The 12761-nt window shown below is 61.9% G+C and carries 7 protein-coding genes; 3 read left to right on the top strand and 4 right to left on the bottom strand.

Features of this window, described 5'->3' with window-relative positions; genetic code table 11:
• Positions 1-99 precede the first annotated feature (99 nt).
• Positions 100-1203 carry a pyridoxal phosphate-dependent aminotransferase gene (locus GE253_RS00080; protein ID WP_247878452.1) on the bottom strand — a complete coding sequence of 368 codons (1104 nt, stop codon included), beginning with the start codon at positions 1201-1203 and terminating at the stop codon, positions 100-102.
• A 133-nt stretch (positions 1204-1336) separates the two neighbouring features.
• On the opposite strand from GE253_RS00080, the gene GE253_RS00085 reads away from it, so the two are divergent.
• From GE253_RS00085 to GE253_RS00095, 3 genes are all read left to right on the top strand, one after another.
• Complete coding sequence (locus GE253_RS00085; RefSeq protein WP_153202121.1) at positions 1337-2698, top strand: M48 family metalloprotease; 1362 nt, start codon at positions 1337-1339, stop codon at positions 2696-2698.
• Between the two features lie 136 nt (positions 2699-2834).
• Positions 2835-5666: a TonB-dependent receptor gene (locus GE253_RS00090; protein WP_211101309.1), complete on the top strand. Its 2832-nt coding sequence runs from the start codon at positions 2835-2837 to the stop codon at positions 5664-5666.
• A gap of 292 nt (positions 5667-5958) precedes the next feature.
• Positions 5959-8034, top strand: coding sequence for a HAMP domain-containing methyl-accepting chemotaxis protein (locus GE253_RS00095; RefSeq protein ID WP_153202122.1), 2076 nt, complete (start codon positions 5959-5961; stop codon positions 8032-8034).
• A 205-nt stretch (positions 8035-8239) separates the two neighbouring features.
• Here the strand turns inward: GE253_RS00095 and GE253_RS00100 are convergent, their stop codons facing one another.
• The 3 genes from GE253_RS00100 to recO all read right to left on the bottom strand — a co-directional run bounded on the left by GE253_RS00100 (position 8240) and on the right by recO (position 12633).
• Positions 8240-9490 (bottom strand): hypothetical protein, encoded by a 1251-nt coding sequence (locus GE253_RS00100; RefSeq protein ID WP_153202123.1) that lies wholly within the window; start codon positions 9488-9490, stop codon positions 8240-8242.
• Positions 9491-9610: 120 nt separating this feature from the next.
• Positions 9611-11875: a DNA topoisomerase IV subunit A gene (gene parC, locus GE253_RS00105; RefSeq protein ID WP_153202124.1), complete on the bottom strand. Its 2265-nt coding sequence runs from the start codon at positions 11873-11875 to the stop codon at positions 9611-9613.
• Positions 11872-12633: a DNA repair protein RecO gene (gene recO, locus GE253_RS00110; RefSeq protein WP_153202125.1), complete on the bottom strand. Its 762-nt coding sequence runs from the start codon at positions 12631-12633 to the stop codon at positions 11872-11874. The genes parC and recO overlap by 4 nt, the downstream gene beginning before the upstream one ends.
• Positions 12634-12761: the final 128 nt, after the last annotated feature.

Raw genomic sequence — 12761 nt, forward strand, 5'->3', positions numbered from 1 at the left:
GCGCAGGCCGGGGTCCAGGGGGCACAAGCGCTTTGCTCTACGAACCTGGACCCCGGCCTGCGCCGGGGTGACGGAAAGGGAAAGCATTTCAGACAGACTCTACCGCCGCCATGCCACCAGTCGGCGGGCGGCCTCCGCCACCTCTGTTTCCGACGCAGCGAAGCTGATACGCAGGAAATGGCGGCCACGGGCGGGATCGAAATCCAGCCCCGGCGTCAGGGCCACCCCGGTTTCCGCCAGGATGCGGCGGCAGAACGCCTCGCTGTCATCGGTCAGACCGCTGATATCGGCATAAAGATAAAAGGCCCCGTCCGCCGGGGCCAGCCGGTCGAACCCGGCCTTGGGCAACTCGTTCAACAACAGATCGCGGCTGCGGCGATAGCGGGCAACATGCCCATCCGCCTCCGCCACACTGTCGAAGGCCGCCACAGCGGCATATTGCGACAGGGTGGGCGCGGAAATATACAGGTTCTGCGCCAGACATTCCGCCGCGCGCAGCAGTTCCGGCGGCACCACCATCCAGCCCAGCCGCCAGCCCGTCATGCTGAAATATTTGCTGAAGCTGTTGATCACGATGGCACGGTCGGAAAAAGCCAGCGCCGTCTGGGCCGGCACCGGGCCAAACTCAATCCCATGGTAAATCTCGTCACTGACCAGCCGCACACCATTTTCCTCGCACCAGCGCGCCAACTCGCCCAGCGCCGTCGGGGACAGCATGGTGCCGGCGGGGTTCGACGGGCTGGCCACGACCAGCCCGCGCACCGGCCGGTCCAAGGCGGCCAGTTGCGCCGGGGTGGGCTGGAACCGGGTTTCCGGCCCCGTCTCAATCTCCACCGCTTCCAGCCCCAGCGCCTTCAGGATATTGCGATAGGCGGGATAGCCAGGGGAGGCCAGGGCCACCCGGTCCCCCGGTTCGAACGCCGCCAGAAAGCCCAGCAGGAACCCGGCCGAGGAACCGGTGGTGACGGCGATGCGCTCTGCCGGCACCGCAACGCCATAGCGGTCACGATACCAGCGGGCAATTGCCTCGCGCAGCACCGGCACCCCAAAGGCATCGGTATAGCCGATCTTGTCGGCATCAAGGGCGGCCCGCGCCGCCTCAATCACCTTGGGCGGGGCGGACGTGCTGGGCTGGCCGATTTCCAGATGCAGTACGTCACCGCCGGCCGCAGCGCGCTCATTGGCGGCGCGCATCACCTCCATCACGATGAAGGGCGCGACAGTGCCGCGCGCCGATGCCGCCCAATTCGTCCCCTGCCCCTTGAACTGCGCCCTTCCCTCGCCCCAATTTTCATGGCTAGTGTCGGGGTGAGGGGCGTTGGCAATGGATAGACTCATGTTTGCGGTTCCAAAGCGGATTGCCAGGACGGCCGTGGCCTTGCTGATCTCGGCGACCCTGATCGTGCAGCCAGCGCTGGCGCAACGGTCGATCAGTTTCATCCGCGACACCGAAATCGAGCATATATTGCGCGACTACGCCACCCCCATCTTCAACGCCGCCGGCGTGGTGCCGGAGGCGGTGACGATCGGGCTGGTGCGGGCGGATTCGCTGAACGCCTTCGTCGCCGGCGGACAGAACATGTTCTTCCATACCGGCTTCCTGATGGATACCACCCTGCCGGAACTGATCGGGGTGACGGCGCACGAAACCGGCCATATTGCCGGCGGCCATCTGGCCCGCAGCAGCGATGCCATGTCGGATGCCGCCACCATCGCCACCATCTTCACCCTGCTGGGCCTGGCGGCGGCCTTAGGCGCCGGCCGGTCGGATATCGGCATGGGCGTGCTGGGCGGCGGGCAGGAAGCGGCGATGCGTACCTTCTTCGCCTTCACCCGCGCCCAGGAAGGTTCCGCCGACGCCGCCGCCACGGTCTATCTGGAAAAGAATGGCTGGAGCTCGGAAGGGCTGCTGGCCATGATGCAGAGGTTGGCCGGACAGGAATTGCTGCCGGAAAACCGGCAGGTGGAATTTGTCCGCACCCACCCGCTGACCCAGAACCGTATCCAGGCCATCCGTTACTTCGTGGAAACCCAGTCGAAGAATAACGGCAAGCGCTTCCCGGAGGATTTCTACGACAAGCACGAGCGGATGGTGGCCAAGCTGATGGGCTTCCTGCGGCCCGATCAGGCGCTGCGCCATTATGATGCCAAGGATAATGCCCTGCCTGCCCGCTATGGCCGCGCCATCGCGCTCTACCAGAAGGGCCGCACCAGCGAGGCCCTGAACCTGACGGACGGGCTGATCGCACAGGAAAAGAACAACGCTTATTTCTATGAATTGAAGGGACAGATCCTGTTTGAAGATGGCCGCCCCGCCGATGCCGTGATCCCCTATCGGGAATCGGTGCGGCTGGACCCGGAATCCGGCCTGCTGCGCTCCTCCCTGGGTCATGCACTGCTGGAGGTGGGGGATGACCGTTTCCTGGATGAAGCCATCGGCCACCTGAATGCCGCCGCCCGCCAGGAGCCCGGTTCCGCCCTGGTCTGGCGGCTGCTCTCCAGCGCCTATAGCCGGGCCGACCGGCAGCCCCAACTGGCCTATGCTCGGGCGGAAGAGGCGCTGGCGCGCGGCGATATCCGCGCCGCCAAGTTCCATGCCGACCGGGCCGAACGGCTGTTGCCCGCCGGGTCGCCTGAATGGATTCGCGCCCAGGATATAAGGGTGATGGTGGAAAGCCGGGCCGGCATGACCAACTGATACCGCTGGCATGATGCTGTTGCGCAACACCCATACAGATGCAGGCAGCCTGAGGTGGAAACTTCATCGCGTTGCAATGTCGTTGTAACGCGGATGCGGCACAGCCCTCCCAACGATATTGGGATTGGGGTTGGCCGTGTCGATTCAATTAAACCGTTTTCTGCTGCTCTCCGCCACCGCGCTCAGTGCCGGGCTTGTCCTGGGCGGCAATGCGATGGCCGGTGAAGTTGCCGGCCGCGTCACCGTGGATGGTGGCGCGCAGGCCCTGGCTGGTGCCGAGGTGGAGATTGTCGAGCTGGGCCGCAAGGCTGCAACCCAGGCCGATGGCAGCTTCCGCTTTGCCGATGTGACGAGCGGCACCTACACATTGCGCGCCAGCTACAGCGCCGGGCAGGAACAGCGCCAGCCGGTCACCGTGCCGGCCACCGGCACCGTGGTGGCGGACATCCTCTATGGCACCGGCGATCAGATGGCGGAGCTGGTTGTCGTCGGCCAGCGTGCCAATATGGCCTCGGCCATTTCCCGCCAGCGTTCTGCTGATGGCATCCAGGGTGTGGTGACGCGCGACAGCGCCGGCCAGTTCCCCGACCAGAACGCCGCCGAAGCTGTCCGCCGCCTTTCCGGCGTCAATGTGCTGAACGATCAGGGCGAGGGCCGCTTCATTGCCGTGCGCGGCCTGGACCCGAACCTGAACGCCGCTTCCATCAACGGTGTGCGCACGCCGGCCCCCGAAGCCGATATCCGCGGCGTGGCGCTGGATGTGATCCCGACCGAACTGGTGGAATCCATCGAGGTCAAGAAGACCCTGACCCCGGACATGGACGCCGATACGATCGGCGCCTCCATCGAGATCAACACCACCAGCGCGCTGGAACGCAGCAAACCCTATCTTGGGATCAAGCTGGAAGGCGGCTATAACGAGAAAACGACCCAAGTATCGCCCAAGGCCAGCGTGGATTTTTCCACCAAGCTGACCGACCGTTTGGGCCTGGCGGGTGGCTTCTCGTACAATAAACGCAAGTTCGCCACCGACAATATCGAGGCGGAAGGCTGGAAAACCGCCAATGGCATCACTTATGCCGACACGGTGCAGTATCGGGATTATGATGTGGAGCGGACGCGCATCGGCGCTTCACTTTCCTTCGATTACATAGCCAGTGACAATACCGACCTCTATCTGCGCGGCCTTTATAGCCGGTTCGACGATCAGGAATATCGCCGCCGGCTGATTTTCGACATGGAAGACGCCACGCCGGTCAGTGGCAGCGCCACAACCGCCCGCTTCGACAGCGCGGCCGGTGAGCGCTTCACCGTCATCCGTGACCTGAAGGACCGGTTTGAACGCCAGACCATGACATCACTGGTGGCCGGCGGTGAAACCCATGCCGATGCCTGGACCTTCGACTATTCCGTCTCTTACGGACTGGCGAATGAAAAGGAGGATGGATCACTCGATCCCGGCCGCTTCCGCCAGCGCTTCAGCGGCTCTGGCTCCAGCCGGGGTACCGTCGGGTTTGATTACAGTGACCTGGGCAAGCCCCGCTTCGATTTCGGCACCGGCCAGGCCAATTTCCTGGCCCCCAGCCGGTACAGCTTCTACCAGTTGAAAGAAACCGCCCTCAGCGACGCGCAGGACGAAGAATGGGGCCTCAAAGCGGATATTACCCGCAGCTTCGGCCTGGACCAGGGACAGTTCGACCTTAAATTCGGCGCCAAGGCCCGGCTGCGCCAGAAGGACTATGACAAGAACGTCAATTATTACAAAGGCATCAGCGGCAGCTTTACCTTGGCCGATGTGCTGGGCGACGCCACTTATCAGATCACTGATATTGATCCCGTTCCCTCCAAGCGCGGGCTGGAAGGCTTTCTGGTCAATAATCGCGGCCGGCTCAGCCTCAGCAAGGTCGACACGCAGAATGATTCTGCCGTCGCCGACTATAATGTCGATGAGGATATCTATGCCGGCTATCTGATGGGCCGCTATGAAAACGGCTCGCTGTTGGCCATTGGCGGCCTGCGGATGGAGCATACGCGCAACAAGCTGGGCGGCAATCTGGTAGAACTGGTGACCGCCGGCAGCAAGCGCAACGGCGTGACGTTGAAGGACGACACCGTTTTTGTGACACCCAACAGCCAGAAGCGGGATTACACTGACTGGCTGCCCAGCCTGTCACTACGGTATGAGGCCGATGATGATGTGGTGCTGCGGGCCGGTACCTTCCGTTCCGTGGTGCGACCCGGTATCGGCAAGATTGCGCCGCGCTTTGTGGTGGAGGAATCCGAAGATGGCGAGCGCAAAGGCACATTCGGCAATCCCGGCCTTGATCCCTACCGCGCCTGGAACTTCGATGTCAGCGCCGAATGGTATCCCACACGCGAGGCGGTGCTGTCCGGCGGCTTCTTCTACAAGACGATCAAGGATTACATTGTCGATGCCACGTTCAAGAATGGCCGCTTGAACGGCGTCGCCTACAACAAGGCCGTCATTCCCATCAATGGCGACGACGCAACGGTGAAGGGGTTCGAGGCCAATTATCAGCAATCGTTGCTGTTCCTGCCGGAACCGCTGGACGGCTTGCTCTTCTCTTTGAACTACACCTATACCGATGCCAAGGGGGATGTTCTGGGCCGTTCCATCCCCCTGCCCGCTTCTTCCAAGAACACGCTGACCGGCATGGTGGGTTATGAGAAGGGCCCGATCAGCCTGCGCATCGCCACCACCTACCGCAGCGGGTATCTGGATGAATTGGGCGCCAGCGCCCTGGAAGACCGCTACGTCAAGGACCATATGCAGTGGGACTTGACGGCCAAGTACAAGGTCAATGACACGATCCAGTTGTTCGGCGAACTGGTGAACCTGGGTGATGAGCCCTATCTGGCCTATCAGAAGGGGCCGAACGGCGACCGCCTGCTGCAATATGAAGAATATAGCTGGACCGGAAAACTGGGCGTTCGATTGACCTATTGACATACCTATAATCAGAAGCCGGCTTTATTGATCCGGTTGCTCGCTGAACAGGCCATGGCGGCACCCCGCCATGGCCTGTTTTATTTCCCGCCATCGTTTATATATTTAATAATCCGAACAATTACCTAAAATAATTAAATAGTTAACGCAATATTAATGGGTAAATAAGAAGATAACGATAGACATGCCTTACACAGGAAGGCCGATATGCAAATTCAAAAAGGGTCTTTGAATTTATAAAATGCCATAAGCGGCTTAATTTATTCTCTTACACAGGGAGATAGAGCCTAAAATGCGCGTTAAGAATTTCTTCATCATTTGCGTATCGATCACTGGCATGATCGCCATCATCATGTCACTGCTGATACTGAGCGGCCAGATCGCCCGCTACAATGCCGGTAGTGAGACCCTGAAGCAGATTGATGCCGCCAGCAAGCTGGTCAAGGTGTTGGAGCTGGTGGCGATTGAGCGTGGCAGCATCAATCTGGCGTTGATCAACGAAAAGCCGGCAGAAGATTCCCTGCGCAAGGCGATGACGGAGCAGGTCACCGCCAGCCGGAATGCCACGGAGGCAGCATCCAAAGTCATGCAGAAGCTGGCCAATGCGGCAAAGGCACGTGCCGCATTCGACAATTTCAGCCGTGAGGTGGAAGCGTTGCGCAGTGCCGCCATGGCAGAAGGCCTCAAGCCTGCCGACCAGCGCGACCAGAATATGGTGAAGAATTATTCCAACCGCTTGACGGTGCTGCTGGATTCCTTGGGAGCAGCACTGGACGAGATAGAAACCAACATCAATGAATTCGACGATTCCGCAGGGGATTATGTCTCCACCGCCCGCGTGGCAATGGATATGCGTCTGGCCGTCGGGGCGAAAAGCACGCTGATGACCCAGTTCGTCACCATGCGCGCGCCCGCCAAGCCGGAACAGTTTGAAAAGCTCGCCGAACTGAGCGCCCGCGTCGACGAACTCTGGCGCCGCGTCAAGCTGCTGGCCGGTCAGGTTGACCGCCCCGAAGCGCTGGCACCAGCCATAGACCAGGTGGTGGCGAAATACATCACGTCCCAGGGGGAAATTTACAAGAAGGTCGAAGCGGCCATGCGCCTCGACGGTCAGACCGGGCTGGAGGTTGCCCCCTTCCGCAAGCTGCAATCTTCCAATCAAAGCACGATCATCGACCTGCGCGATCTGGCCCTGACCACTGGCAGCGACTATCTGAACGGGGAAGTGACTGCGGCACGGACCAATATCATCCTGGACATCCTGCTGTGTCTGGCCATTGCGGCGGCCGTCATCACGCCTGCTGTTTTATTCACCCGCCGCGTGGTCAATCCGCTGGCCCGCATCACCCAGGCCATCAACCAGATGGCCGGCGGCGATCTGACGGTTGCCATTGAAGGGGCGGAACGCTCGGACGAGGTGGGCGATATTGCCCGTGGCCTGACCGTGTTCAAGCAGGGTGCGCTGGAACAACGCCGTCTGGAAAGCGAAGCTGCCGCCGCCGCTGCCGCCCGTGACCAGCGCGTCGCCCGGGTGGAAGCGCTGATCGCCCGGTTCGAAGGCCAGTCGGCAGAAACATTAGGGATGCTGGCCACCGCCGCGGTGGAGCTGGACAGCACGGCCCGCACCATGTCTGGTTCCGTGGAGCAGACGACGCGTCAGGTGGCCATGTCGGCCGCCGCCTCCGGCCAGACGTCGGCCAATGTGCAGACCGTGGCCGCCGCCACGGAGGAACTGGCCTCCTCCAGCCAGGAAATCGGGCGGCAGGTGGCGGAAAGCGCCAAGATCGCCGGCACCGCCGTTGGTGAAGTCCGACAGGCCGGCGCCACGGTTCATACCCTGGCCGATGCCGCCCAGCGCATCGGTGAGGTGGTACAGCTGATCACCGACATCGCCGGCCAGACCAACCTGCTGGCCCTGAACGCCACCATCGAAGCCGCCCGCGCTGGGGAAGCCGGCAAGGGTTTCGCTGTGGTGGCCAGCGAGGTGAAGAATCTGGCCGGCCAGACCGCCCGCGCCACCGACGATATCTCCAGCCAGGTGGCACAGATTCAGTCGGCAACGAATGGCGTCGTCTCCGCCATCGGCGATATCGAAGCCACCATCCGGCGGGTCAGCGAAATCGCCACCACCATCGCCTCTGCCGTGGAAGAGCAGGGTGCCGCCACAGCAGAAATCGCCCGCAATGTGCAGCAGGCCGCCCATGGCTCACAGCAGATTTCCAGCGGCCTGATCGAGGTAAAGCAGGCGGCGGAAGATACCGGTGATGCCGCCGGCAATGTGCTGACCGCGTCAGGCAAGCTGGCCCGTGATGCTGAAGAACTGCGGGAGGAAATTGGCCAGTTCCTGAGCAATATCCGCGCCGCTTGAGCCAAAGACAGCGCCCCCCGATGAGCCCGACGGGGAGGGGGGCGAACCCGCCCAGTGCTGCTGCCAATCCACCTGATGGTTGACCTTCAGGTGGATTGGAGGCCGGCGACCGCCGACCCGCCGCTTGGTAGCGGCGCAAGCCAAGGGCGCGGATGCGCCCGCCCGGCGCATAAGGGAACACAAAATCCCCCTGGCTCGGTCACGATCAAGGGGGATTGATATGATGTGAATTCAGCGTCTGTTCGATATTCAGACCGACGGTCAACCCACCGGCAACCCGGTTGGGTTCCTTTCCCGGCAGGGCGAAACTGACCTGAACACTGAACTGGCTGGTTGATTCATCAAAACTGATGGCATCGATGAAGATGCTGTCCGGACCCAGAGCTACCGTCTGGCTGAATTTTGCCTCATCCGCCTGCCAAAGATCGCTTGGCAGCGGATCAGCGGCCAGGGTGAGACCCGCCTCATCAAACAGCTGTAATTCCACCACTGTCCCATGCGTGGAAGCCAGCAATTGCGCCAGCAGGGACGAAAGCGGATGGTTGCGCACGGCCTGCACCAGCAGATGGTCCATCGCAGCCCGGTGCTGCCGGTAAATCCTGTCACGTTCAATGATCTGCGGCACGGACAGACCAGCACTCCCCTGGCCTGCCGTCAGCAGGGCCGGGACGAGGTGGGGGTCTGCCAGAAGATTGGCCCGGATTTGCTGAGCCACCTGCAGAACCACCCGACGTTCCATGGGCGACAGGGCCATGTTGGATGAAGGACAGGCCGCAATTTCCTGATTGAAGCGATCCAGAAATCCGGGGTGCGCAGCAAGAAAGCTGTTGGAGAAATAGACACCCAGCGGCATGTAACGTTCAAAAGTCAGGGCCAGACTCGTTGGATCGACGCCCGCTTCCTTCCAGGCGACATGCAGTTCCGCCTCATCCACCAGCACGGCATCAACCCGACCGGCGGCCAGCATCCGCAATAACTGCACAGCGGTGCGGGCTGCCCCGGTCGCATCGGCGCCCTGACCTGCCAGCCATTTCAGCTGGTTGGAACCCAGGACGGCTGCCACGTGCCGGTCTTTCTCCAAGGTGAAACGCGCCGGCTTCGGTCCCCGCATTGTCACCCAGACCCAGCGTTCCAATGCCAGGGGCAAGGAAAGACGGCCATTGGCAAGATCGGCAAAATCCGGTGCAACGGAAAACAGCCCCTGTGCTGCGCCAAGGCGTACCTGCTCGCGCGCACGCAGCCAGGGGGCAAGGTCAACCTCGTACCGCTGATTAAGCCGCCGCATCACACAGGAGACGGTGCGCATGGAACTGCCATCCAGCGCCCCCTCTACCATTTCCTGATAAGGTGGGGCGATGTTGGTCAGAAACTGCAAAACTTCAGAGGCAGACGCCTGTGGTATGGCGACCAGACTTGTCATGAACGGCGCCAGCAGGCACAGGGCCTTTGCGGCCATGCGCATCATCGCTCCCCATTCTCTCCGGCCGTGAATACCGGACCATGGCAGCAGCGATGGTACCCCCGGCCGGCCCTTCTGCAAATCTATCCAGAAGGTCCGGCCGGAATTTCACCATATTCAGTCAGTGAATTTGTTGTTCTTAGGGAAACCGTTGGGCGGCAGCTTGCCGGGCGTACCGCGAAAGGCCACCCAGCCAGACAGCTCCGGCATGGCCACGGTACGCACCCGGCCTTCCGTACCGCCCAGCTTCCAGCTCAACCCGTCCGCCAGATTGAACAGTTTCAAATCCGACAGGCTGGCATCCTTGTACTTCTGCAGGGCAACACCTTTGCCGCGCGCCATGATCGGCACTTCTTCCAGCTTGAACACCAGCAGGCGGCGGTTATTGCCGATCACGGCGACGGCATCGCCTTCCACCGGCACGGCCAGCACGGCGGCGGAGCCATCGCCCGTGTTCAGCACCTGTTTGCCGGCACGGGTCTGCGCCACCACATCATCGGCCTCCACCTGGAAGCCGCGCCCATCGCTGGAGGCCACCAGCAGACGGATGCCAGGCCGGTGGCGCAACATGCCGATAATCTCCGCCTCGCCCAGATCGATCATCAGGCGTACCGGTTCGCCAAAGCCGCGGCCACGCGGCAGCTTGTCCGCCCCCAGCGTATAGAATTTGCCGTTACTGGCGAAGATCAGCAGCTTGTCCACTGTCTCCGCATGAAGGACGAAACCTTCCTTGTCGCCTTCCTTATATTTGGTCTCCGCTGTTTCAGCCGGCCCCAGATGCTTGGAAACCGCCCTGATCCAGCCCTTTTCCGACAGGAAGATGGTCAGCGGCTCCCGCTCGATCATGGCTTCCATCGGTACGGCCAGATCGGTCGGCGCTTCGCCGATCTCCGTCCTTCGTTCCCCCAAGGCGGTGGAACGGCCGAATTTCTTGTCCATCTGCTGCACTTCCGTGCGGATGGCCTTCCAGCGCTTGCCCTCATCCTCCAGCAGGCTGGCCAGGGTGGCCCGCTCCGCCGACAGGGCATCATGCTCCTTCTTGATCTCAAACTCCTCCAGCCGGCGCAAGCTGCGCAGCCGCATGTTCAAGATGGCCTCTGCCTGCACATCGCTGAGGCTGAAGGTGCGCATCAGTTCCTTCTTCGGCTCATCCTCTTCCCGGATGATGCGGATCACCTCATCCAGGTTCAGGTAAGCGATGAGATAGCCGCCCAGCACTTCCAGCCGGTGGTCGATCTCCCCCAACCGGTGGCGGGACCGGCGGATCAGCACATCCTGGCGATGATCCAGGAACGCCTTCAACACCTCGTGCAGGTTCATGACGCGGGGAATCAGCCCGCCATCCAGCACATTCATGTTCAGGCTGAACCGGGTTTCCAGGTCCGTGTTGCGGAACAGCTGTTCCATCATCACGGCCGGATCGACATTCCGGCTCTTCGGGATAAGCACCAGCCGGATATCTTCCGCCGACTCGTCACGCACATCTTCCAGCAGCGGCAGCTTCCGCTCGGCCAGCAGTTCGGCGATCTTCTCCACCAGGCGCGATTTCTGCACCTGATAGGGGATCTGCGTCACCACCACCTGCCAAGTCCCCTGACTCAGCATTTCCTTGGTCCAGCGCGCGCGGGTACGGAAGGCACCGCGCCCGGTACGATAGGCCTCGATGATGTTGGCGCGGTTTTCCACCAGCACGCCGCCGGTGGGGAAATCCGGGCCGCGCACCCAGCTCACCAGTTCATCCACCGTCACCGGGCGGCGCTTTTCCGGGGCGGGCAGCAATTCCCGCTCGATGATCAGGTTCAAGGCGCCGCAGATTTCGCCGACATTATGCGGCGGAATGCTGGTGGCCATGCCGACCGCGATACCGGCCGAGCCATTGGCCAGCAGGTTGGGGAAGGCCGCCGGCAGAACGATCGGTTCCTCGCCATCCCCGTCATAGGTGGGGCGGAAATCGGTGGCGTCCTCCTCGATCCCCTGCATCAGGGCCTTGGCCACCTCGGTCAGCTTGGCCTCGGTATATCGCATGGCGGCGGCGTTATCGCCGTCGATATTGCCGAAATTACCCTGGCCTTCCACCAGCGGGTAACGGCTGGCAAAATCCTGTGCCAGCCGCACCAGCGCGTCATAGACGGACTGGTCGCCATGGGGGTGGAACTTACCGATCACATCGCCGACCACGCGGGCCGATTTCTTCGGCATCGTGTTCGGGTCCAGCTTCAGCTGGCTCATCGCGAACAGGATGCGGCGATGCACAGGCTTCAACCCGTCGCGCACGTCGGGCAGCGAGCGGGAGACGATGGTGGAGAGCGCGTAGGACAAATAACGCTCACCCAAGGCATCGGCGAGGCGCTTGTCCACGATTTCAAAAGCGGCGTCAGTCATGCGCCATCCATACCAGATATGATTTGCTGACGGGTATAGCGTTCTACGAAGCGCCGCCGGGCCGGCGGCAGATCGACATGGCGCTGGGCAAAGACGAAACGTTCCAGGAAATAGCCCGTCAGGTCCAGCCCCTGCTTTACCTCTTCATAGCCACCCGCCGAAAGCCCCAGCAGAAAAGGCGGCAGCGGCAGCAGCTTATCCTTGAACGGCTCCGCCGCACTGGTGCTGACGGCGCGGCCGGTGCGGGGACTGACATGGGTCAGCGTCTCATTGCCCAGCGCCGCCAGTTCCCGCCCCGTGGCGGCACAGCGGGAAAAATCCAGGCCGAATCCGGCCAGCTCCAGCAACCCCACCTCCCACCGGACATAGACCTCCGCCCAGACGTCCAGCGGCAAGGCCTCGAACAAGGCCAGTGTGGCCTCATACAGGGCGGGGTGCGGCTCGCGTTCCGGCAGTATCGTATCCATCAGGGCGCAGGCAGAACTCAGACAGGCCAGCCGGTCCGGTTCATCCAGCAATTGGGCGGCGGTGGCGCGTTCCAGTTCCAGCGCGTAATGGCCCAGTTGATCGGACAGGCGGGCCCGCCAGTGGGCAGCGACGCGGGCGCCCGGTTCCAGCGTGGCGCGATGGCGGCTGGACTGGCCGCCATGCACCAGACCGGCATGGCGGCCATGGTCACGCGTCAGCAGCACCGCCAGGGCAGCCGTCTCCCCATGGGGGCGCGCGGAGATCATGATCGCCTGGTCGGTCCATTCCATAAACGGCAGTTTAATATAAACTCGAACAAAAGCGAACATGCGTGGATATGATATAGCCGAATGGTATAGGATGTTTATCCGACCCATTCTTCCGGCCCTGCATCCTTGCCACACACGACCGAAGACCA

Origin of the sequence: Niveispirillum sp. SYP-B3756 (assembly GCF_009495745.1) — a bacterium.
Taxonomy (GTDB): domain Bacteria; phylum Pseudomonadota; class Alphaproteobacteria; order Azospirillales; family Azospirillaceae; genus Niveispirillum.

Coding starts and splice junctions, on each gene's coding strand:
- GE253_RS00080 (WP_247878452.1), bottom strand. CDS start 1,203: ATGGAGGTGATGCGCGCCGCCAATGAGCGCGCTGCGGCCGGCGGTGAC.
- GE253_RS00085 (WP_153202121.1), top strand. CDS start 1,337: ATGTTTGCGGTTCCAAAGCGGATTGCCAGGACGGCCGTGGCCTTGCTG.
- GE253_RS00095 (WP_153202122.1), top strand. CDS start 5,959: ATGCGCGTTAAGAATTTCTTCATCATTTGCGTATCGATCACTGGCATG.
- GE253_RS00100 (WP_153202123.1), bottom strand. CDS start 9,490: ATGGCCGCAAAGGCCCTGTGCCTGCTGGCGCCGTTCATGACAAGTCTG.
- parC (WP_153202124.1), bottom strand. CDS start 11,875: ATGACTGACGCCGCTTTTGAAATCGTGGACAAGCGCCTCGCCGATGCC.
- recO (WP_153202125.1), bottom strand. CDS start 12,633: ATGGAATGGACCGACCAGGCGATCATGATCTCCGCGCGCCCCCATGGG.